Genomic DNA, 22,006 nt, shown 5'->3' with positions numbered 1-22,006 from the left:
CACCGTATAACCCATTGAAAACAAACAATCTAGTCCCACCCTGTCCGCCAGCCTTCATTGTAATTATTAGATAATTTTTAGTCATACAGCTCTGTTCCCATAAACGTCCCCTAATACCGTGTTTCTGGTCATTGAAATTCCGCATAGTTTACCAATGCAGCAGTTTTTCATTTGGATAACTCCGCTTTCCTGACTGTTCGCTTTCTGTTCTTTGGGCCATTGGGTTCCCGCAAGCATAAACCGATTCTCCCGGAAGTATATTTGGCAAAGACCAAAGCCGTTACGAACTACCTCAAGAGTTTCGCCAAACTGTTTCAGAATTTTGAATGTTGAAAGCAAAAGGACTGCAGGCAAGGAGTTGAATTTTAATCAAACGAAGTCCACCGAGATTTGGTTGTCCGGTGCGCCATGACCTAGCTCATAATCGAACGAGGCGAACAGATAGCTTGGGTCTGATGTGCTGCCGCTCTTACATTCAATTTGGAGCAATGCTTGCAAACTGGTCGGCCTGACATTCGCGATGGACATTTCAAAGCCTGATGCATTTTGATCGATAACCCGTGCAGGAGACGCTTGTATTTGCATGGCATTGCCCGGAGCGGCACTAACGGTAATTCCATATTCTTCCACACAGACGCGGCCAACGCCGCCCGTGGCAGATTGTTTGTTCATGGTAATTCGTAAGATCCCAGTAACAGATTGGCTTCCAACGTCGGTAAGGCGAGAAAATTTAAGTGCTTCAAACGAAATTGCATCGGTAAAATTACGGCGCTTCGTTATCAATTTTCCTCCCCGCTCAGTAACGGCCAGTATCACATCGCTGTTGAAACCAAGATTTTTGTTTTGGCCAATCACAAGCATTTTTGAGGGCCCTACTGTAGGCAGTCCGAAATTATTTCGTTCGAACGTAACTAGGCCATCGCTTTTGAACTGATATTCCTCAAACTCACTTTTACCTTCCTTTGCGCCGGTAAAATGGCATCCCTTAAAAGTTATGCCATTTCGGCAGTTGGATTCTTGCAACAATTTTTTATGGGTTGCCTCAAAATAAACGCCGTCGATGTTGAAGGCTTTGGCATTGTCGATGTCGATACTGGCCTTAAAAGTAGTAATCACCCGACTCCCCAGCGATTGCGCCGATGATACCACATAGGTTCCTATGCCACCTGTTCCTGACCGGAGAGCAACGACACGGGTCTCCGGTGCGATACCTAGGGCGATTAGCTCATCGCCGACCTGCAAGGTTGCCGACATTGCCGCCGTAACTGTTAAAAGGTTGCCAGCAATCGAGCCGACTACCCTAGCAGGGGGGCGTCCGCCACCTTCAAACCTCCCGCCAGAGATATTAACGGCTTCAGCAGAGCGCAGCCGCAGACTGCATACTGTGTGATTCTCAAAACTGACGGTGCGAAAATCGACCGCGTTTGTAGTGAATGCCGGAACTTCCAATCCCCATGGAGCATCACCGAAGGTCGTATTGTTAAACAAGCTTAGTTGAAGCAATTTGTTGCAACGCATATTGCCCATCGTTTGCAATGCCATGCTCACACCGTCAAATGTGATGCCTGCTATCTCGGACGAAACATTAACGTCAATCGCGCGATAGCCGCCATGCAAAGATAGCTCGCGCAAAGCAGAGTTAATAAAACCGGCGGGATTGTCATTGACGATTAGCGGATAACCTACTCTGGTATTTTGATTGTCGATAACGGTGATCCCCGGACCTTCGCCAACCATTTCCACAAAATTGGGTAGCCGGATAGATCCTGTGTTGCCACGATAACGGCCAGTACGAATATACAATCTCCCCCGTTCGTGGTGACTGGTTTTTATGACCCTGAGGGCCTTTTGAATGGCCAATCCATCGATCAAATTATTGAGGCTAGTTGCTTGGGGAAACTCGACCTGAGCAGCTTCGAGCGTATTGTAGAACTCTGAAAGTGGATGTTCGAACCCGTCGCCTTGTGCACCAAAGTCACTGGCTTCCATTATTTTAGCATTTCTGACTCGGTCGAGATAACTCGCCCCACTACGATCACTCGGTTTCGCTAATCCGTTCTGAATGGGATTACTTTGCACCGGGCTAACGGTGTTAAGCGCGTTCGCGCTGCTGACACCCACTGCGCCGCTAAAAGTTGCGATAGCCACAGTCACTGCCCGGCGGGTTATACCAGATTCAATAGCTGGGATTGAGGGCAAATGCTTCTGCACTTTAGTCATGTTCATGTCCTTCAGCGCCAGATTGATGTCACTTACAAAACAGCGTGGCGCATGTGCCATGAAATCCGTAAATATATGGCGATAGTAGATGGTAACGAGTTGTTTGGGGCTTTTCAGCGTTAGAGCCGGTCATCGCACTTAGAAGGGCATCGGAGCGGTAGGTCTCATTGTTTGCCATTAAAATTCTCGATAGTTGATTTGTTTTACAAGCGCATTTTCTTGTGGTTCCATATCGGGGTTTCCATCGAGCATTTCACCAAACAACCTGATAGACAGGTCCTTCCTTAAGCTGTCCCGTTTCTCGTCAAGCGTCGGCCATGACTCGTTTTCAGATGGCGGCAAAACCCAATTGGTCGTTTTTTCAAGCCGTTCTTGAGCCTCCTGGAGTCGCTTTTCAGTGTCAAATCCAAGGGCTTCTGCGGCGCATTTCACATAGTGCGCGTGTCTACTGGTTTTACGCTGGACAGATATTTCCTTTGTCTCCGGAAGTTCCCGGTATTGTTGCAACCTAAGTTTGGCATGGTCTTTTATTTCCTTAATTTTCTCAGCACGAAATTGCTTTAGCCACAGGTTCTGCTCCATATGTGCGACTACAGAAGCGGCTATGGAACTCTCGATGCTTTGGCCGTTTAAATGTTCTGGCGTCGCTAATGTGTCACCAGCGGTAGCAACATTTCGGCGCACATATTCAAAAAGCGCAAAAACTATAGCGGCTAATAACCATGCCCATAACGGATCAGGGGAACCTGTCATTCCCCACAACACAGGTATTTTAGGCCAATCGAATTGATTGGAAGCGGCATCGTATAGTTCAAATGTCGCGATAAGAATGATGAAGATTCGAACGGTCCAAGGCCTGACCAAATCGACGCTAAATGAAACCAACTTTCCCATGGCGACACACCTGCCTCATTCGCTTCCAAATGTGGAGTCGAATTGTTGTTGGCAACACTAAGCATGGTGCACCGAATGCCGAATGACGTACAAAGTCGATTTGGTGGCATTGATAATGGTCAAAGGTCCGAATTATTCGCTATTAGGCAAGCATCCGCTTTGCCGAATTTATGGATGCGATGGCCGGTGCAATCTTCGGGTATCTGTACTGATCTTGCTGATCGGGTCGGCGATGCGCTCGTGCCACGGTTCCGCAATCAATTCGCTGGTGGCGCGGCCATGACGCCAGCCATCGAAAGTGACGCTCAGCAACATATCCATCACCGCAGGCGTATGATTTCCAACCTTGGTCGCTACAGTCGCCAAAAAGCGCGTCGAATAATTTTGTCCGAACTGCGCCATTTGAAAGCCCGAGATGGCGACTTCGCCAGCTCCGGTAAACCCATATCCTCCCACCAAGTGCCAGATGTCGTGAAGCTGGAGGATACGCCGGTTGGTCCTGTTTTGCGCAGGATAGTCTCCCGGCAAAACGACGTTATCGGCGTCAATCACCTCGATATCATATCCGTTGGAATTCAACATCGTTAGCAACTCTGTTGCAAGGGTGTCCGTTGGGTATTTTTCCAGATCGGCAGTGGTCCGGGCAGCAGGGATGCGGTTTGGGGTCTATTATTCAGGGGGGATCGACTGGACATTCAATCGCCGCCCGATACGCACGCTTGGCGACTTTATTTCGTCAACGCCCGGTGGCGACTATCCGGCCTATGCGATGGCTCAGGTTCGCGAATTGATTGAGAAATACGAGCCCTCCCTACTCTGGAATGACATATCGTGGCCGACACCTTCCCAATCACTCTATCAGCTATTTGCCGACTATTATGCAGCCATCCCTGACGGCGTGGTCAACGACCGATGGGTTGCCGCCAGCCTTCCGCGAAATTTGCTCAAAATTCCGCTGGTACGGAAACTAATCGATTGGAAACTCAAATCGGTATTGCGTAAACGGAGCGGAGAGGAATCCCAGGGCATCATTCCTCCTCCCGTCCCTCACAGCGATTTCCGCACACCTGAATATGCAGCATTTGCCGAGATTCAGGTCAAGAAGTGGGAGGCTGCCCGCGGCATGAGTCATTCGTTCGGTTTTAACCGCAATGACACCGAAGCCGATTATGCCAGCGCTGAAGATCTCCTTCGTGATTTTATCGATGCCGTGTCGCGCAACGGAAACCTGTTGCTGAACGTCGGACCTCGCGGGACCGATGGCGGGATTCCCAACGAGCAGCTCATACGCCTCAAGCAATTTGGTGTCTGGCTGCGGGCCAATGGTGACGCGATTTATGGAACCCGGCCGTGGACTCGCTCGGATGGAGAGACAGAAGACAGCCAGACCGTGCGCTTCACCACCTCGCCCGGACACGTCAACCTGATTCTCAAGGGCCCCGTTGCGTCCACCCAAGTGCTGGTGAAAGATCTGCATCTTTCGGGCGAGGCATGGCGACTAGACGATAGCAGCCCCGTGACTGCGGAACAGCGGGGAGCAGACCTGCTGGTCAGCTTCGACAGCCCCTGTTCCAACAAGATTGCGACCGCAGTTTCAGTTGCGGTCTCAGGGTCTTGAAACGCGCTGATATTTTCTTGTCAGGAATTTGATGAACCGGAGACGAAAAAATGAAGCGCTATGAGTAAAAAGACATGGACGGACGATCGAGTTCAGGGTCATGCGTCAGATTGTTTTTCTCGCTATCATCCGAATAAAGTCTTTCGTTGCAACCATCTCCGCGGGGATGCGTAACATAGCAATCCAAAAGGTAGGAGTTTGAGATGTTACGCTACGCCATTATCTTTCTTGTAATCGCCGTCGTTGCTGCCCTTCTCGGTTTTGGCGGCATAGCCGGCGCGTCGGCCGGAATCGCAAAAATAATATTCTATATATTCCTGGTGCTATTCGTGGTCGGGATTGTCATGCATTTGATACGAAGGGTCTAGGGCCATTTCGGGGCCTTCCTATCTTCACATCGTTTTAAACAACTGCGGGGATGTTCCGTTGGACAATGTTCGTCCGACATGAACGCCACACGCCCGGCTTTTCTGAACAAGCGATGGCTCGCCATAACCGCCATGGCGGTTATGGCGTGTGGCCTTCTCGCCCTGTTAGCATTGGGAGCGGTTCCCGCCTCGATGATGCGGAGTATGATCGCAAGCGAGCTACGCGGGGCAGCCGACCGTCCGGTCGAAATCGGAGAGTTAAGCAGAGACAGTTTTTTCTCTTATTCGCCTGTTATCACAGTCCACGATCTGCGGATTGGACAGCCGGCATGGGCGGGGAAAAAGGATTTTGTGAAACTGGAGGCGATTTCGGCGCGGGTGAATATGTTCGATATAATCGCCGGTCAAAACAGTCTGGACAATGTCACGATAGACGGGCTGGACATATCTTTAGTCCGCGACAAGGATGGTCGTAAAAACTGGGAGCGCGGCGGTAAAGGCGACAATGGCTTGCAGTTTGCCGATCTGATTGTCAAAAACGCTCGTTTCAGCTTCAGGGACGAGAAGCGGGATCTCGCTCTCGCCGGCCCCATAATGGTCAATCCGAAAAAGGGAGTGCGGATAAATGCCAGCGGCACGTTCCTCGACAGCAAAGCCGACTTCCGGTTCGCCGGGCCCGCTGTTACGGGCAATAACCCGGATGCAAATTATCCTTTCACCTTCTCCCTCCGATCACCTGCCCTGCATTTAACCGCCACTGGAAAGATGGCGGGAGGCCTGAATCTAGACCGCTTCACCGCGTCGCTTTCCGCCCGCGCCCCCACGCTCAAGAATCTGGACAAAATGATAGAAGCGGGGCTTTTCGGCACACAGCCAATCGATCTCGACGCCACGATACGCCATCGGAACAAGGACTGGTACATCGATGGATTGAACGGTTCGGTCGGGCAATCCCGGCTTGCTGCCAAAGCAAGTATACTGAAGCGCAATGGTCGAACGAAGATTGATGCCACGGTCCATGCATCCCGGCTGGACTTCGACGATTTGGCCGACGATCAGGGCCTCGCACGGGCGGCCGCGGAGAACCAGCGAATAGGGCCGCGGGTTCTTCCAAATACCCAGATCAACCTGTCAAAAATGGGTCCGACGGACGGTCAAATTGACTTCACTATTGACCGGCTTGTCTCCCGCAGAGACAGTATCTTCCGCAGCCTGAAGGGCAAGCTGACGCTGGACCACCGGATCATCAACATTACCGATCTGGTCGCCGGAATGAAAAGCGGGCAATTAACAGGGAGTGTGCGACTGGATCACCGTAGTGGAGCGCCAAAACTATCGACCGACTTGACGCTCGCCGGTGCTTCAATTTCGGATCTGATCGGTGATGATGATATTATCTCCGCAAGAATGCGCGGCCGGATAAAATTGTCGGGCAGCGGTGACACTATCAGGACAGCGCTCGAAAAAGCAGATGGCAAGGCGACAATGGTTGCAAGCGGGGGCAGCGTGCGAGCGACCGCCGCCCATGTCCTTGGTCAAAATCTCGGCGGAACAATAGAAAAAATAATTGACGATCCAAAAGCGCGTGTTCCGCTACGCTGTCTGGTGGTCAATTTCAGTGCTAATAATGGTGTTTTGACGCCCTCCCCGGTCGCCGTCGACACCGCAGTTTCAATAGGGCGCGCCGAAGGCAATATAATGCTCGACGGTGAAAAGATTTCGCTGATCATGCGCGGTGGTGCAAAAGGCAAAAGCGCGCTGCATATCGTTGACCCGATCAGGATATCGGGCAGCCTGAACGCGCCATCCGTTTCCGTTGCGGGCCTGGGCCTCGCTCGGAAAGCGCAGAAGCCCTCGCTTGGCGATGTCATAACCGTCGCGGCCAAATCTGTTGGCAGCGCACTGGGGATCGGCAAGGATGACAAGCAGGACGCAGCCTTCATCCGGAAACCGAAATCACTGAATTGCGACGCCCTTATTGCCAACGCGATGCAATAACTCCCGGCACCGGCTCGGTATTCAGCCGGCGATGTCAAAGCCCGTTACGTCAGAAGCGAGACATTGCCACCTGCAGCAGTAGTATCGATGCAGACATGCCGTTCTACCAGACAGCGGTCGCCGAACTTCTCTTCTGTAATGATCGGGATCAACGCACCGTCGCGTTTGGCAAGCGCCGCACGGATGGCACGGATATCTTCGATTTCACTCCAGCAGACTACCGCATCTATTCCGGTCAGCGTGGCCAGAGCGTCTCGAGGCATGAATCCGTCGAGAGAATTTTCTCCGGCAGCACCGGGAACGCAGATCAATGATGCACAGCCTTGTTCTCGTGCAGTCTGTGCCTGTTTTGCAGCATCTTCCGGCGTCGGCCCGAGGCACAATATTGTTCCGCGCGCATAGGTGAACAGTTCGTTCGATTCCCCGGTTGGTCCGGGCATGATTTCATAGCTGCGCGGTCGCGCTTCAACAGCCGGGAGTTTATCGAGAGCCGTCTGAACCGTTTCGAGTCTCAATTCCTCGCCGGTATTGACCGGCGATACGGGCCTGGAACTTTGATAAAAGCGCGGCAGATAATGTGGCCCGCCGGCTTTCGGGCCCGTGCCGGAAAGCCCCTCTCCGCCAAAGGGTTGCGAACCGACAACGGCGCCGACCTGGTTCCGGTTGACGTAAATATTGCCGACTTTCATTGCGCTGGTCAGTTTGTCGATGCGGCGCTCGATCCGCGTCTGCAGTCCAAAGGTCAGCCCATATCCGCGGCCGTTTATATCGCTGATCACCTTGTCGAGCTCGCCGCTCCTGAATGTGGCGACATGCAGGGCCGGACCGAATATTTCTTCTTCCAGATCGTCAATTCCGTCGACCTTTATGACCGCCGGCCCGACAAAATAGCCATCATCAGAGTAGTGGAGTTGTTTCAGCAGCCTGCCCTCGACCTTTGCGGCGGCGATATGCTTGCTGATCTTGTCATGGGCCGCCTGATCGATGACAGGCCCGATATCGGTCGACAGCCACCACGGATTGCCCATCTCCGTCGCGTCCATCGCGCCGTAAAGCATATTGAGAAATGGCTCAGCGACATCCTCTTGCAAATAGAGCACCCGCAAAGCCGAGCAACGTTGCCCGGCGGACTGGAATGCAGAAGTGATAATGTCGCGAACCGATTGTTCCGGTAAAGCGGTCGAATCCACGATCATGCAGTTCAGACCACCGGTCTCGGCGATCAGAAGTGAATCAGCCTGACCATTTTCCGCGATATTCCGGTTTATCGTCTGCGCGGTAGCGGTCGAGCCTGTGAAGACTACGCCTTGAACACGCGCGTCTCCGCTGATCGTGGCCCCCACTGTCGCGCCAGCACCCGGCAGCAACTGGAGCGACTCCACGGGCACGCCGGCTTCGTGCAGCAAATTGGTCGCAAGAGCGGCAATAAGAGGTGTCTGGTCAGCCGGTTTCGCCAGTACCGCATTGCCCGCCGCAAGCGCCGCTGCCACTTGGCCGGTAAATATCGCCAGCGGGAAATTCCATGGCGAGATGCAGCTGATTATGCCGCGCGGCTTGCTCGCAGGGTGCTTCTCCGCTTCCTTGGCATAATAGCGCAAAAAGTCGACTGCCTCGCGCAATTCCGCAATCGTATCGAACTGGGTCTTCCCCGCTTCCCGCGCGAGCAACGCGAATATCTCGCCGTGATGATGCTCGTAGAGGTCGGCAGCTCGCCGCAGGATCCTGGCCCGTTCGGCTACGGGAACATCCCAGATGCGGGCATCTTCTATGGCTTCAAGGGCCTGACTCTCGTCCGCCTCAATCACTTCGCCGACCTGGCTATCCACACGTGCAGGATTGAATATCTTGCGGGTGGTTCCGCTGGTGACGGGCCGCACGGTAATCGCCGACGAACGCCACAGTTTTTCGGCAAAGGGCGCGCGCTCTGCGACATATTCATTCATGTCGTTGCGATTGGCCAGATCCCAACCGCGCGAGTTCACGCGTTCCGGCTGATACAGATCAGCGGGCCTGATGATCTTCGACTGGCTGGATTGCTGGTCCGCTTTCAGTGTCTCGAACGGATCGGTAGCGATCATTTCGGCGGCCACCGTATGATTGGCCAGCTGGTTGACAAAGGACGAGTTTGCGCCATTTTCGAGCAGGCGTCGGACCAGATAGGCAAGCAATTCGCGATGTTTGCCGACAGGCGCATAGATGCGTGACCGGACTTTTTCGTTGCGGAGCAAGGCATCATGCAATGTTTCGCCCATCCCGTGCAGCCTCTGGAATTCGAAATCCTGATTGTTGCCCGCCATTTCCAATATGGCGGCAACGCTGTGCGCATTATGGGTGGCAAATTGCGGATAGATGCGATCGGTCATTTTCAGCAGCTGCGACGCGCAGCAGATATAGCTGATATCGGTCGCCGATTTGGTCGTGAATACCGAAAAATCGGGTACGCCATCCATTTGCGCCCGCTTGATCTCGCTGTCCCAATAGGCACCTTTGACCAGGCGAACCATGATCTTTCTGTCGAGCTGGGTCGCCAGCGAATAGAGCCAGTCGAGGACAAAGCTCGCCCGCTTGCCAAAGGCCTGGACGACAACGCCGAAGCCGTCCCATCCGGCAAGCCGTGGATCGCTGAGTACCATCTCGATCATGTCGAGCGAAATGCCGAGACGATAGGCTTCCTCGGCATCGATGTTCAGCCCGACATTGGCGTCGCGGGCAGCGCGTGCCAGTTCACCGACACGGTCGGCAAGTGCGGGAACCGCCTTGGCCTGCTGGCTCATCTCGTAGCGCGGATAAAGCGCCGATAATTTGATCGAAAGACCGGGATTTTCCCGAAGGTCATCGGAAACGGCGACCTTCGCGATTTCCTTGATCGCGTCGGCGTAAGCGGCAAAATATTCATCCGCACCTTCCTGCGTAATCGCGGCCTCTCCCAGCATATCATAGGAATAGGTGGCGCCCTTGGCTTTCCACTTCTCCGCCCGCTTCAACGCAAGCTTCATATCTTCGCCGAGCACGAATTGATTGCCCAGTTCTTTCATCGCCTGTCGCACAGCCACCCGGATCACCGGCTCGCCCAGACGCTTGATCGCGCCTCGCAGAGCGTCCAGCGGCCCGCGGCTTTCCGGCTTGTTGATCACGCTGCGCGTCATCTCCAGGGCATAGGTCGACGCATTAACCAGCGAGCTTTCCGACTGCCCGATATGATCGCGCCAGTTGGACGGCCCGATCTTGTCCTCGATCAGTGCATCGATTGTCTGGTTATCCGGCACCCGTAACAGCGCCTCGGCCAGCGTCATCAACGCGAGCCCCTCGTCGGTAGACAGGCCATATTCGCCCAAAAAGCTCTCGGTCAGCGTCGGCCCGGAAGCGCTCCGCACGTCCCGGACAACCTGTATCGCCCGTTCCTGAATACGCTTACGTGTCTGCTCATCCGGACCGAAATTCGATATCAGATGTTCCAGAATCTCGGCTTCATCAGTGCGATGATGCGTGCGGATCTTTTCCCGGTAGTCCATCAGAGTATTCATTGGTCGAATATTTCCTGTCAAAATTTTGGCATGGTTGCCGGATTTGGAGAATTGGATATGATTGTGAGATAAGGCAATGATCGCAGGCTGCGCCGCGTGATGATTGTCTAAAAAATCCGACTATCGCATTTCCGGTTTCGAACGCAACCTTTGTCGCGTGTCCGGTGGCAATTTGCAGATGTTCCGAGATGCGTCATATCATCGATATCGTTGTCGCAGCGTTGTTAGTTAAGGGAAATTCGCCTTTTACCTTGTGGCCGGTTGCTGGTTTTGGCACATGCGTAAAAAACCATAGGGGTTGGTGTGACGGAGAAGAAACCGGCAAATGCTGGAAAGAGCGTAAAAGCGTTGCAGGAAAACACCAACAAACCAACGCAGGCGGCTCCTCCCACGCAGCCGGACACAGCCAAGATTGACATAGATTTCTCGCACGGCCTCGCCGCATTTCTTGCCGCGAACAGCATCTCGCTTGGCTTCACATCATACCAGACCGGACGCTTGTATCTGGTCGGCGCTGGTCAGGATGGAAAGCTCGCCCTGCACGAAGCCCAATATCCGCAGGCGATGGGCGTGGCGGGCGATAATGAGCGGATCTATCTGGGAACGCTGACCCAGGTCGTCCGGATGGAAAATGTGCTCACCCCCGGCCAGACTGCGAACAACGTGCATGACAAGGTCTATGTTCCACGCAACATGCAGACTACCGGCAATATCGACATTCACGAACTCGGAATCCGCAAGAACGGGCGACTGGTTTATATAAACACCAGATACAGCTGCCTGTGCGAACCCGATATCAAACATAGTTTCAAGCCAATCTGGAAACCGGAGTTTATCTCCAAGCTCGCGCCGGAGGACCGCTGTCATCTCAACGGGCTGGCGATGGTTGACGGCGAGCCGAAATATGTCACAGCCGTCTGTCGCAGCGATGTCGTTGATGGATGGCGAGACCGGCGGCACGATGGCGGGGTGATCATTGATATCGACACCAATGAAGTCATGGCAGAGGGCCTGTCGATGCCGCACAGTCCGCGCTGGTACGGCGGAAAATTATGGGTACTCAATTCCGGCAGCGGCGAACTCGGCTGGATCGATCCCAAGGACAAGAGTTTCCATCCGGTTGCATTCTTCCCCGGCTTCCTGCGCGGGCTTGCGTTTCACGGCAACTTCGCCGCCACAACTTTATCAAAGCCGCGCCACGGCCGTTTTGAAGGACTGGCGCTGGACGACAAGCTGAAGGAAAAGGACGCCGATGCCTGGTGCGGCATACAAATTCTGAATCTGGAAACTGGCAGCGTCGCTCATTGGCTACGCTTCGATGGCGCGATCACCGAATTGTTCGACATCTGCATATTGCCCGGAGTACGCAACCCGATCACCTTGGGACCGAATTCAGTAGAAATCAGGGATTTCATCACGTTTGAATGAAGGGCCGATATTCAAAGACCGGCTCATCAGGAGAATCGTTGCCCGGGAACGGCGTAATCAATCCTCTTTGACTGGTCGCGTGCTCGAACTCACATATCCTGCATAACCGTCGGTGAAGGCGAACAATACGCCATCGGCTTCTTCGGTCGCATAGCTCGTCGCTTCGCTTTGCGAACTGCCAAATTCCATTTCGTCCTTTTGTATCGCGGCGATCATAGCAGTGCGTTCGGCAGAACAAGCCGTCTGAGCGGCTTTCTTGAACGTTCCAGTACCGACTTTTTCGTCAAGCTGGGCGTTTGTAAACTCGACCAGGCAATTGGAATAGGCAACACGCGCGGTCCCTGCATCGGCGATATTGGTGGCGGATGCAGCGCTGAACAAGGCAATACTCAAAAATGCAAACATGACTCTCATTCCTCAAATAATGACTCGCTATAGCATATTTGAAATCGGCGAGCGAAGTAGATTCAACATCCATCTGACCAGATAATATCAATATATATCCGTAGGATAGCATGTGCACGCTGGATTTTCCGCTGCTCGCTCGTGAGAGATTTATGATATCCGTACCCGACTCACCTTCGAAAATGCAATTTTGGCTTGCAACCAAACCGGTTTTGAGAGAATGGGACGCCAGATATCGGGTTTCTCTTAATCGAGAATTCAATGGGAAATCGGTGAGGAAAGGGTTTGCGCCCGTTCCAAATCCGGTACTGCCCCCGCAACTGTAAGCGGCTAGCTGATATGCCAACGGCCACTGGATCTCCGGATCTGGGAAGGCGGCATGTTCAGCAGCGATCCGCAAGTCAGGAGACCTGCCCAATATCGTCGTTCTTCAGCCGGACGGGGTGTGTCGGGTGAACGGGGATTTCCCCTGCGTAGCGGCAATTTATGTCGTTAACCAAAGGGACTCCTAATGTATAAATTCCGAACCTTAGCCACGCTTCTGGCGTCTTCCGCCTATTGCCATGCCGCGCCAGCGCTGGCCGCTGACAATCGCGAAATCGTTGTCACCGCCACAGGTGTCCAGCAGGATATCGAAGACACCGGCACCGCCATATCTGTTGTCGATGCTGCAGACATCGCCGATCAGCAGATCATTTCGATAGCCGACATCCTGCAGGAACTTCCCGGGGTCAACGTTACCCAGAGCGGGGGATTGGGGTCGCAGACCTCGGTCCGCATCCGCGGGGCGGAAAGCGACCAGACGCTGGTTCTGATCAACGGTATCAGGGTCAATGACCCCTCCTCGCCCGACGGCGCATTCGATTTCGGCAATCTGCTCGCCGGCAACATAGAGCGCGTAGAGGTGCTGCGCGGTGCCAGTGGCGTTACATGGGGCAGCCAGGCCGTCGGCGGCGTGGTCAATATAACCACGAAGCGCCCTACGGAAGATCTCACTCTTTTTGCACAGGGGGAATATGGCGCCCATGATACGGTCCGGCTGGTCAGCAACGCCTCCGGCAAGATCGGGCCTGTTGGTCTGAGCATTGGTGGTGGCTATGTACGTACAGACGGAATCAGCGCCTATTCCGGAGGAACCGAACTGGATGGCTATCGCCAATATTCTGCATCAGGACAGTTGCAGGTCGAACTGACCGATGCGATCCGTTTTGAAGCGAGCGGCTATTATGCGGATAGTCGAGTCGACAATGATAGTGTCTTCCCGCCCTTTAGTTCGGACAATGACCAGTTTTCTCTCGCGGAGGAAATTTACGGCAATGCTGCCATAGTGGCGCAGGCATTTGACGGCCGGTTCCAGAACCGCTTTGCCTTCAGCATTTCCGACATAAACCGCGATATCATCAACCCCTTCTTCACCTCGCTGCCCAGAGGCCGGACAGAACGGTTCGAATATCGGGGCGATTTTGCCGTGGTCGAACAATTGCGTCTGGTTTTCGGGGCCGAGACAGAAGATAGCCGCTACGAAAATAGCGGCGTTACCGACTCCACCGGTATCGATTCCATCTTTTTCCAGGCTGTGGTCAAGCCGCTCGACGGACTGACCCTGACCGGCGGCGTCCGGCACGACGATCATGAAGATTTTGGCGGCAATACAAGCCTTTCCGGCAACTTGGCCTATCGCATCAGCGAAGACGGACCGACTATCCGTGCAAGCTATGCCGAAGGTTTTCGCGCGCCATCCCTGATTGATCTCGATGATCGCCCTTTTGGCTATGGCACGCCAGACCTCGTACCGGAGACAGCGAAATCTTATGAGATCGGTATTGATCAATCGCTTATCGGAAATGCGGTACAGGTATCGGTAACCCTGTTCCAGCGGGACACGAAAAACCAGATCGCCTTTGCCGCCTGCCCCGTAGCACCCGATCCTGCGCCAGAAGTCTGCACCAACGGCAGCCGCCCATTTGGTACGACGCTGAACATTGAGCGCAATCGCACAAAAGGCGTAGAGGCCATTTTGTCGATTACTCCGGTCGAAAAACTGCGGTTCGATGCGAATTACACCTGGCTTGATACCGAGAACCGGTCGACCGGCGCAAATTTTGGCAATGAACTGGCCCGCCGTCCGGCGAGCAGCCTCTATCTCAACGCCAGCTACCAGACGGACTTCGGTCTGAATCTGGGTGCCGACTTGCAGATGGTTGGAGACAGCTTCGACGATCTCGCCAACAACCGCCGCATCGACGGCTATATACTTGCCGGAGCACGCGCGAGCATCCCGGTCAGCGACGCGTTTGAAGTCTTTGGGCGTATCGACAATCTGTTCGATGTCACCTATGAAACAGCCACTGATTTTGGCTCTTCAGGGCGTTCTGCCTATATTGGCGCGCGCGCGCGCTTCTGATGTCCAATAGCAAAAGGGAATTTGATCACATGCAACTCCGTCAATCTTCATCGTCCGTCCAGAATATCTGGGCCGGTGTGCTGGCAACTTCGTCGGTTCTGGGCAGCCTTGCATTGGCCTGCATATTCCCTTTTGCCGCGATCGCGACCTTGCTGGCGGCAACTTTGCCGTTCCGCAAGGCAGCGGTCTGGATGGGCGCGGTCTGGTTTGCCAATCAGCTCGTCGGCTATCTGCTCCTAGGCTATCCGCAGACGGCCAACAGTTTCGGTCACGGCCTCGCCATGGGCGCGACCGCTATGGCAACCCTGTTCGTCGCGAAGACAGTTCTGGATATTCGGTCCGATCGTAATGTTCTTTCGCTCGGTCTCGCCTTTGTTGCAGCCTTTGCCGCTTATCAAGCGCTCTTGCTGGTTGCCGCGACATTCCTTGGCGGAGTACAGAATTTCGTGCCTTCCATTGTCTGGATGGTCGCGCAAAATGATATCCTGTGGTTTGCCGGTCTCGGCCTCCTTTACATCGTTCTCGACGGAACCGTATTCGGACGGATCGGAAAGCAGGCCAGCCCGCTAGGCTGATCGCGCTATAGCCTGATCCGCATTTCCGAAAGTTGTGCGTAGGCGTCGCGGCACTGGTCCGCGATCGCCTGCTCATTTTTCTCCAGCTTGGACATCGCGCTTTCCGCCTGTCCAAACCCTGTTGTCTGCAACACGCGGCCATACCAGTGTGATGCCCAGATCCCGTCGCTTTGACGAGGTCCGGCGTCCCATGTGAGCATTCCTTGATCCCACGGGATATCCAGCGCTGTGCATAACGCCCGCAAATGGGCTTCGGGCTCGCGCAATATATCGGCACTATCAAATATGATCGGTGGCTGGCCGCTGAGCTGGGCGGCCCTATCGACATATTCCAGTTGTCGGGCGTAGCCGAGATCATCAGCGGTCACCTCGACCCGTTTGACCGCATAGCTAGCAACCACGCGCTGTGGATCACGGATCAGAAAGGCGTGACGGTGGTCGGGGAAGTCGGCAATCGACACGTCGGCAACCATATGATGGGGCATATGCTTCTGGTACCAGACGGATTTCCCGTCCGGTATCGGCCCGCGCATAGTGTCCGCCACCGATTGCCATTCGCAATCCATCGAGGCGATGACTTCGTCCGCCATCGGCTGGCGCTGGCCTGTCGTTTTCAGAAAAGCTCCATAAAAGGGTTCGTCGCTGACGGCGCAATCGCTGCGCCCGCCAAAGCTGCGCATCATCGCGGTCGAGATATTCCGCGGCCCGGACCACATGGCGATACGGGTTGTCATGATTGTCTCACCTGTGACTCCTCGTTCGCCGCGAAGCGATTATATTCACAGATATTTTGGACTCGCACGAAGCCACGAAGGCGCAAAGATGTTGCCGTTCTGAGATCATTTTTCGTGCCTTTGTGTCGTCGTGCGAGCAAAATAAATAGAGGACCTGCGGTCGGCTTGGCATTGTACGTAACTGGTGCCGCCCAGACCGTTCGCATCGAGCGGAATCAGGAAACATCACGATCTATCAGTTCCTTGTACAACCCCTGCAGCCGTTCGACCATCGGGCCCCTGCCCCCGGTCAATATCCGGCCATCCACTTCGGTGGCTGGTACCACGCCGGCAAAGGTTCCGGTGACAAAGGCTTCGTCCGCGCCGTAGACGTCGGTGAGCGAGAAATTCTTCTCGAATACCGGGATGTCATTCTCCCGGCATATCCGGATGACATTGGCCCGGGTAATCCCGCCGAGGCAATAGTCGCCGCTCGACGTCCAGACCTCGCCTTTGCGGACGATGAAGAAATGGGTGCTGTTGCAGGTTGCGACAAAGCCCTGCGGGTCGAGCATCAACGCCTCGTCAGCACCCGCCTGGGTCGCCTGAATGCAGGCCGTGATGCAATTCAGCTTGCTGTGAGAATTGAGCTTCTGGTCCTGCACCGCCGGATCGCCGCGACGGACATGAACGGTGAACAGGCGGATGCCGTTCTCGACCGTGCTCGGCAAAGCTTCCTTATATTCGGGGATGATCACGATCGTCGCCGGCGAGATCACCACGCGCGGGTCCTGATAGGGCGTCGAGCGAATACCGCGCGTTACCATCAAGCGGATATGCACGCCTTCCTGATCGGTCATGCCATTGGCAGCGATGGTGTCATAGAGGCGTGCCACCAACGCGTCACGCGTGATGCCGATATCCATGGCAATCGCCTTGGCCCCTTCGAACAGCCGGTCGAGATGGGCGTCGAGAAAAGCGATCCTGCCCTTGTGCACCCGCAGTCCTTCCCAGACCCCGTCGCCAAGCATGAAACCGCTGTCGAAAACCGAAACCACAGCCTCGGCGCGCGGGGTCATCACTCCGTTGACGTTGATCAATATATTTGCGTTGCGCGGATCGGCGGTAAAATCATGCGTGCCTTTGGCCATGGAATCGAACCTTCTGATTTATGGAAAGCGTCTGGTGAGCTTTACGAACTTTACAGTGTTAAGGAAAAGAAACGGACTGCGAGGAAAAAGGCGCTTTTTCGCGGGTGGAAGGAGGTAGGAGACAAGATTGCTCATGGCGCCGAAGCTAGCGCAAACGGGGGCGTGTAGGAAAGCGATTTGTGCCCCGCCGGAGGGCGGGGTCCAGACGATCGGGCAGGACTGTTCTGGGCCCTGCCCTTCGGCAGGGCACATGAAGGTGATGTCCGTGATCCCTCTCCCTGAAGGGAGAGGGTTGCGCTGGCTTGGCAGCTTGCTGCCTGGCCGGAGCGGCGTGAGGGCGTAGTTTCGCTTCGGAGTGCAGAACGCCCTCATCCAACTGCGCCTAGCTTCGTCCCTCAGCAAGACTTCCTATCCTTCTCCCTGACGGGAGTAGAAAATCACATATGCAATACGCGTCCATAGGCATCGAGCACGCTCTCGTGCATCATCTCGCTGAGCGTCGGGTGCGGGAAGACGGTGTTCATCAGTTCCGCTTCGGTCGTCTCCAGCGTCTTGCCGATCGTATAGCCCTGGATCAGCTCGGTCACTTCCGCGCCGATCATATGCGCGCCGAGCAATTCGCCCGTCTTGGCGTCAAACACTGTTTTGATGAAACCCTCTGTCTCGCCGAGCGCAATCGCCTTACCGTTACCGATGAACGGGAATTTTCCGACCTTGACGTCATGACCCGCTTCTTTCGCCTTGGCTTCGGTCAGACCGACGCTGGCGATCTGCGGGTGGCAATAGGTGCAGCCGGGGATATTGTTGACGTCCATGGTGTGCGGATGACCGTCCTTGCCCATCGATTGGGCAATGGTCTCCGCCGCTATGACGCCCTCATGGCTCGCCTTGTGCGCCAGCCACGGGCCAGCGGTGCAATCACCGATGGCGTAAATGCCGTCAATATTGGTCCGGCAATATTCGTCGGTCTTGATATGATAGCGTTCGTCCGGCTGCACGCCCAGTTCGTCGAGGCCGATGGTCTCGATATTGGGCATGATGCCTACGGCGACGATGACGTGGCTGAAGTCATGGCTTTCCTTCTTGCCCTTGCTGTCCTCGATCTCCGCCTTGACGCCTTTGTCGCCGACATCGATGCTTTTTACGCCGACGCCGGTCATGATTGTCATGCCTTGTTTTTTCAAAGACTTCTCGAGGAACTTTGAGATTTCCTCATCTTCCACCGGCACGATCCGGTCTAGCATCTCGACGACCGTCACATCGACGCCGATATCATTGTAGAAACTGGCAAATTCGATGCCGATCGCGCCGGAGCCGATGACCAGCAATTTGGTCGGTTTTTCCGGTGGCGTCATCGCCGTGCGATAGGTCCAGATGCGTTTCCCGTCCGCTTTGGCAAAAGGCAGGTCACGGGCACGGGCACCAGTGGCGATGATGATATTTTTCGCCTCCAGTTCGACATCACCCTTATCGGTTTTGACGCTCAGTTTGCCCGGAGCGGTGATCGTGCCATCGCCCATGACGACATCAATCTTGTTTTTCTTCATCAGGCCGGTGACGCCCTGATTGAGCTGCTTGGCCACGCCGCGCGAGCGTTTGACAATGGCGTCGAGATCGGCGCTGATCTTCTCCGCGACCAAGCCGTAATCGGCGGCGTGTTTCATATTATTGAACACCTCCGCCGAACGCAGCAAAGCCTTGGTCGGGATACAACCCCAGTTGAGACAGATGCCACCAAGATTTTCGCGTTCCACGATCGCGGTTTTGAGGCCGAGTTGCGCGGCGCGGATTGCGGCTACATAACCGCCGGGGCCGGAACCGAGAACGATGAGGTCATATCCGTTTGCCATTTTATTCCTTTTCGACAATCTCTAATCTAAAGCGGGCACCTGCACCGGCTTGCCATCCTGGTCTACCGCCACAAATGTGTAGACGCCCGAAGCGGCTTCGGTCACCTCATCCTCGTGCCGGTCACGCCGGAAGGCGTTGACCTGAACCGTCATCGAGCTGCGCCCGATTTTTGAGAATTCGGCATAGACCGACAATTCGTCACCAATTTCGACCGGATGCCCGAAACGGACATCGTTCGCGCCAACCACAACCGATTGATGCTGGCTATGCTGAGCCGCCAGAGCGCCTCCGGCCTGTGCCATCAGCCAGCCACCAAACGCCACACCATAGGGATTGCCCTCCGTGGGCATGACGATGGTCCGGATCGCCGGGATTTTTCTGGCTGGCTCTATCAAGCGAGCATTCCCAATGGGTTTTCGCACAGTTCCTTGAAGACCTTCATCAATTGCGCGCCGTCCGCGCCGTCGATCGCGCGGTGATCGAAGCTGCCGGTGGCGCTCATGATTGTTGCGATCTGAAGGCTGTCATCGATGACATGGGGACGTTTCTGCCCTGCCCCGATTGCCATGATCATCGCTTGCGGCGGATTGATCACAGCATCGAAATTTTTGATCCCGAACATGCCCATATTGGAGATGCTGGCGGTGCCGCCCTGATATTCGTGCATCTTGAGCTTGCCGGCCTTGGCGCGATCGGCAAGGTCTTTCATTTCCGTGGAAATCGCGCTGAGCGATTTTGTGTCGGCGCTCTTGATGATCGGTGTGATCAGGCCGCCGGGGATGCTGACCGCGACCGAGATATCTGCGCGTTCGAATGTCTTGAGCTGGTCGCCTTCGATCGAGACATTACATTTCGGCACCTGCATCAGCGAGACCGCCAGCGCCTTGATCAGCAGATCATTGACCGACAGCTTGATGCCACGCGGTTCCAGCGAAGCGTTGAGTTCGCTGCGCAATTTGAGCAGTTTGTCGAGTTCGACATCCACGGTCAGGTAGATATGCGGAATCGTCTGCTTGGCTTCGGTCAGGCGACGCGCAATGGTCTTGCGCATGCCGGATAGTTTTTCGGTCGTGTGCGGAATATCGAAGTCGTTCGCCGGTGCTGATGTGGCAGCGGGCGCAGCGCTTGGCGCCGGGGCAGCCGCTTCGGCCTTGACCGGAGCCGTGCCGCCTTCCGCCGCATCGATATCGGCCTTGATGATCCGTCCACCAGGGCCGGAGCCCGACACGGCGGTCAGGTCGACGCCTTTCTGATCGGCCAGACGACGGGCAAGCGGGCTGACCTTGAGGCGGTCATCGCCGGAACCCGATGCGGCCTTTGGCGCAGGGGCGGGGCTCGCTTTTGGTGCAGGCGCAGGAGCAGGTTCTTCCGCCTTGGCGGCAGGCTCTGCTGCCTCTTTCGCTTTTGGCGCGGGAGCGGCTTTCGCATCGCCGACATCTTCGCCATCTTCGCCATCTTCGGCAATAATCGCGATGACCGCGCCGACTTTCACATTTTCAGTGCCTTCGGGAACGACGATCTTCGCAATCACGCCCTCGTCAATCGCTTCGAACTCCATCGTCGCCTTGTCGGTCTCGATCTCGGCCAACAAATCACCGGAAGAAACGTTGTCCCCTTCCTTCACCAACCATTTGGCAAGCGTCCCTTCTTCCATCGTCGGGGAGAGCGCAGGCATTTGGAGATTGATGGGCATGGCCGGTTATCTTTCCTGATTTAGTCCAGTTATCACACAAAGCTGTCTAACATTGCGCCAATGGCGTCAAGGGCGCTTGCTTGCCTTGCGGCCATTTTTATCGCAACAGGTGTTTCTGACAGGGCGAGGAGGGCTCATGCGTACATATCTGGTGGTAATCGACGAGACCGACGAGGCGAGCATCGCGCTGCGCTTTGCTTCTCGACGGGCAATGAAAACAAACAGCGCCCTGCATATTCTTGCTCTCGTAGAAAGCGAGGGCTTTGTCGCCTGGGGCGGGGTTCAGGCAACGCTCGAGGAAGAATCGAAAAGCCGGGCCGAAGCGCTTGTATCGAGCGCTGCCGGAACTTTATTTGACGAAACAGGCATAAGGCCTTCGATAACCGTCAAACAGGGCAAAGGACCAAAGGTCGTTCGCGAGATGATGGACGAAGTCGACGGTCTTGCCGCGCTGGTGCTGGGAGCAGCAGCAACCGGATCACCCGGGCCGCTGGTGAGCCATTTTGCCGCCACCGAGGCAGGGTCACTGCCCTGCCCGGTGATGGTTGTTCCCGGGTCCTTGACCAAGGAAGAGATTGACCGGCTAAGCTAGCGCTTTTTCGCCAGTTCGCCACGGGCCGGATAATCATTTTCCAGCGCGAAATCGATTCCCTGAAGCAGTTGATCGAGGGACGGTCGGGTAAACGGCATGCTCTGGATGCTCGCGAAATAGAGAGTCTGGTCTGGCTTGACCAACAACAGCGCAGGCTCTGAGAAAATCTCGGGCTCCGCACTGTCAGGACGGCCCGACGAAATATAGAGATCGAAGTCGCGAGCCTGGTCCTCGTTCAGCCCATAGCCGAGCAGAAGGTTGTCTATTCCCCATTCGTCGACCGATTTCTGGGCCCGTTCCTTGCTGTCCATGCTGATCGCGACAACCGTTATTCCGCGTTTGTCGAAATCATCCAGCTTACGCTGCAGTTCGCGGAGTTGCATCTTGCAGATCGGGCAATGGACGCCGCGATAAAACAGCAACAGCGTGAAATTATCGCCGAGCCTCTGGCTCAGTTGAAACTTGCCCCCGTCGATCAGCGGGACGGTAAAATCGGGTACGGCATGGGTTGGTAGAATATTGGGCATCGGGGGAGTTCCTTTTTCTTGTTCAGTCTAGAACCCTACCCAAGG

Annotated in this window: 18 protein-coding genes, 1 pseudogene and 1 riboswitch; of the genes and pseudogenes, 8 read left to right on the top strand and 11 right to left on the bottom strand. The window is 55.1% G+C overall.

From position 1 onward, the window contains the following. Positions 1–369: 369 nt before the first annotated feature. The gene (locus AACZ86_RS06970; RefSeq protein ID WP_339690719.1) at positions 370–2,220 is read right to left on the bottom strand and encodes a hypothetical protein; all 1,851 of its coding nucleotides are present in this window, start codon (positions 2,218–2,220) and stop codon (positions 370–372) included. Between the two features lie 9 nt (positions 2,221–2,229). Here AACZ86_RS06970 and AACZ86_RS06965 point away from each other — a divergent pair. Beyond that, a pseudogene (locus AACZ86_RS06965) lies at positions 2,230–2,316 on the top strand (IS1595 family transposase); the annotation flags it as partial. An 81-nt stretch (positions 2,317–2,397) separates the two neighbouring features. Here AACZ86_RS06965 and AACZ86_RS06960 read toward each other — a convergent pair. Continuing rightward, positions 2,398–3,114 carry a hypothetical protein gene (locus AACZ86_RS06960; protein WP_339690717.1) on the bottom strand — a complete coding sequence of 239 codons (717 nt, stop codon included), beginning with the start codon at positions 3,112–3,114 and terminating at the stop codon, positions 2,398–2,400. Positions 3,115–3,282: 168 nt separating this feature from the next. Continuing rightward, positions 3,283–3,741: a Coq4 family protein gene (locus AACZ86_RS06955; RefSeq protein WP_339690799.1), complete on the bottom strand. Its 459-nt coding sequence runs from the start codon at positions 3,739–3,741 to the stop codon at positions 3,283–3,285. Between AACZ86_RS06955 and AACZ86_RS06950 the strand changes: the two genes are divergently transcribed. The 3 genes from AACZ86_RS06950 (at position 3,719) to AACZ86_RS06940 (ending at position 7,098) form a co-directional block, all read left to right on the top strand. Then, positions 3,719–4,732 carry an alpha-L-fucosidase gene (locus AACZ86_RS06950; RefSeq protein ID WP_339690715.1) on the top strand — a complete coding sequence of 338 codons (1,014 nt, stop codon included), beginning with the start codon at positions 3,719–3,721 and terminating at the stop codon, positions 4,730–4,732. The two genes, AACZ86_RS06955 and AACZ86_RS06950, sit on opposite strands and share 23 nt — an antisense overlap. Positions 4,733–4,935: 203 nt before the next feature. Continuing rightward, positions 4,936–5,100 (top strand): DUF1328 domain-containing protein, encoded by a 165-nt coding sequence (locus tag AACZ86_RS06945; RefSeq protein WP_339690713.1) that lies wholly within the window; start codon positions 4,936–4,938, stop codon positions 5,098–5,100. 78 nt (positions 5,101–5,178) lie between these two features. Then, the gene (locus tag AACZ86_RS06940) at positions 5,179–7,098 is read left to right on the top strand and encodes an AsmA family protein (RefSeq protein ID WP_339690711.1); all 1,920 of its coding nucleotides are present in this window, start codon (positions 5,179–5,181) and stop codon (positions 7,096–7,098) included. Positions 7,099–7,142: 44 nt separating this feature from the next. Here AACZ86_RS06940 and putA read toward each other — a convergent pair whose 3' ends face one another. After that, a complete protein-coding gene (gene putA, locus AACZ86_RS06935) occupies positions 7,143–10,622 on the bottom strand; it encodes a bifunctional proline dehydrogenase/L-glutamate gamma-semialdehyde dehydrogenase PutA (protein WP_339690710.1) in 3,480 nt (1,159 codons plus the stop codon). Between the two features lie 303 nt (positions 10,623–10,925). On the opposite strand from putA, the gene AACZ86_RS06930 reads away from it, so the two are divergent. After that, a complete protein-coding gene (locus tag AACZ86_RS06930) occupies positions 10,926–12,050 on the top strand; it encodes a TIGR03032 family protein (RefSeq protein WP_339690708.1) in 1,125 nt (374 codons plus the stop codon). Positions 12,051–12,107: 57 nt separating this feature from the next. Here the strand turns inward: AACZ86_RS06930 and AACZ86_RS06925 are convergent, their stop codons facing one another. Then, entirely contained in the window at positions 12,108–12,455 is a 348-nt protein-coding gene (locus AACZ86_RS06925; protein WP_339690705.1) for a hypothetical protein, read from the bottom strand. Positions 12,456–12,675: 220 nt separating this feature from the next. After that, a riboswitch (cobalamin riboswitch) is annotated at positions 12,676–12,888 on the top strand. Positions 12,889–12,966: 78 nt separating this feature from the next. Here AACZ86_RS06925 and AACZ86_RS06920 point away from each other — a divergent pair. Both AACZ86_RS06920 and AACZ86_RS06915 read left to right on the top strand, forming a co-directional pair. Next, positions 12,967–14,859 carry a TonB-dependent receptor gene (locus AACZ86_RS06920; protein WP_339690703.1) on the top strand — a complete coding sequence of 631 codons (1,893 nt, stop codon included), beginning with the start codon at positions 12,967–12,969 and terminating at the stop codon, positions 14,857–14,859. Positions 14,860–14,888: 29 nt separating this feature from the next. Beyond that, positions 14,889–15,434, top strand: coding sequence for a hypothetical protein (locus AACZ86_RS06915; RefSeq protein WP_339690701.1), 546 nt, complete (start codon positions 14,889–14,891; stop codon positions 15,432–15,434). A 5-nt stretch (positions 15,435–15,439) separates the two neighbouring features. On the opposite strand, the gene AACZ86_RS06910 is transcribed toward AACZ86_RS06915, so the two are convergent. The 5 genes from AACZ86_RS06910 to AACZ86_RS06890 form a co-directional block, all read right to left on the bottom strand. Next, a complete protein-coding gene (locus AACZ86_RS06910) occupies positions 15,440–16,168 on the bottom strand; it encodes a sulfotransferase (RefSeq protein ID WP_339690699.1) in 729 nt (242 codons plus the stop codon). 215 nt (positions 16,169–16,383) lie between these two features. Then, complete coding sequence (locus tag AACZ86_RS06905; RefSeq protein ID WP_339690697.1) at positions 16,384–17,298, bottom strand: aminotransferase class IV; 915 nt, start codon at positions 17,296–17,298, stop codon at positions 16,384–16,386. Between the two features lie 437 nt (positions 17,299–17,735). Next, positions 17,736–19,148: a dihydrolipoyl dehydrogenase gene (gene lpdA / locus AACZ86_RS06900; RefSeq protein ID WP_339690694.1), complete on the bottom strand. Its 1,413-nt coding sequence runs from the start codon at positions 19,146–19,148 to the stop codon at positions 17,736–17,738. Between the two features lie 21 nt (positions 19,149–19,169). Next, positions 19,170–19,544, bottom strand: coding sequence for a hotdog domain-containing protein (locus AACZ86_RS06895; RefSeq protein WP_339690692.1), 375 nt, complete (start codon positions 19,542–19,544; stop codon positions 19,170–19,172). Next, complete coding sequence (locus AACZ86_RS06890) at positions 19,541–20,842, bottom strand: pyruvate dehydrogenase complex dihydrolipoamide acetyltransferase (RefSeq protein ID WP_339690689.1); 1,302 nt, start codon at positions 20,840–20,842, stop codon at positions 19,541–19,543. Before AACZ86_RS06890 ends, AACZ86_RS06895 begins: the two co-directional genes overlap by 4 nt. 136 nt (positions 20,843–20,978) lie before the next feature. Here AACZ86_RS06890 and AACZ86_RS06885 point away from each other — a divergent pair, with 136 nt between their 5' ends. After that, entirely contained in the window at positions 20,979–21,434 is a 456-nt protein-coding gene (locus AACZ86_RS06885) for a universal stress protein (RefSeq protein ID WP_339690687.1), read from the top strand. Here the strand turns inward: AACZ86_RS06885 and AACZ86_RS06880 are convergent. Beyond that, positions 21,431–21,961 carry a peroxiredoxin-like family protein gene (locus AACZ86_RS06880; protein ID WP_339690684.1) on the bottom strand — a complete coding sequence of 177 codons (531 nt, stop codon included), beginning with the start codon at positions 21,959–21,961 and terminating at the stop codon, positions 21,431–21,433. The two genes, AACZ86_RS06885 and AACZ86_RS06880, sit on opposite strands and share 4 nt — an antisense overlap. Between the last annotated feature and the right edge of the window lie 45 nt (positions 21,962–22,006).

Origin of the sequence: uncultured Parasphingorhabdus sp., from assembly GCF_963975735.1 — a bacterium.
In the GTDB taxonomy this organism is placed as follows: Bacteria; Pseudomonadota; Alphaproteobacteria; order Sphingomonadales; family Sphingomonadaceae; genus Parasphingorhabdus.
The sequence above is the reverse complement of the archived record's forward strand: the minus strand, read 5'-3'. Positions and strand labels throughout refer to the sequence as shown.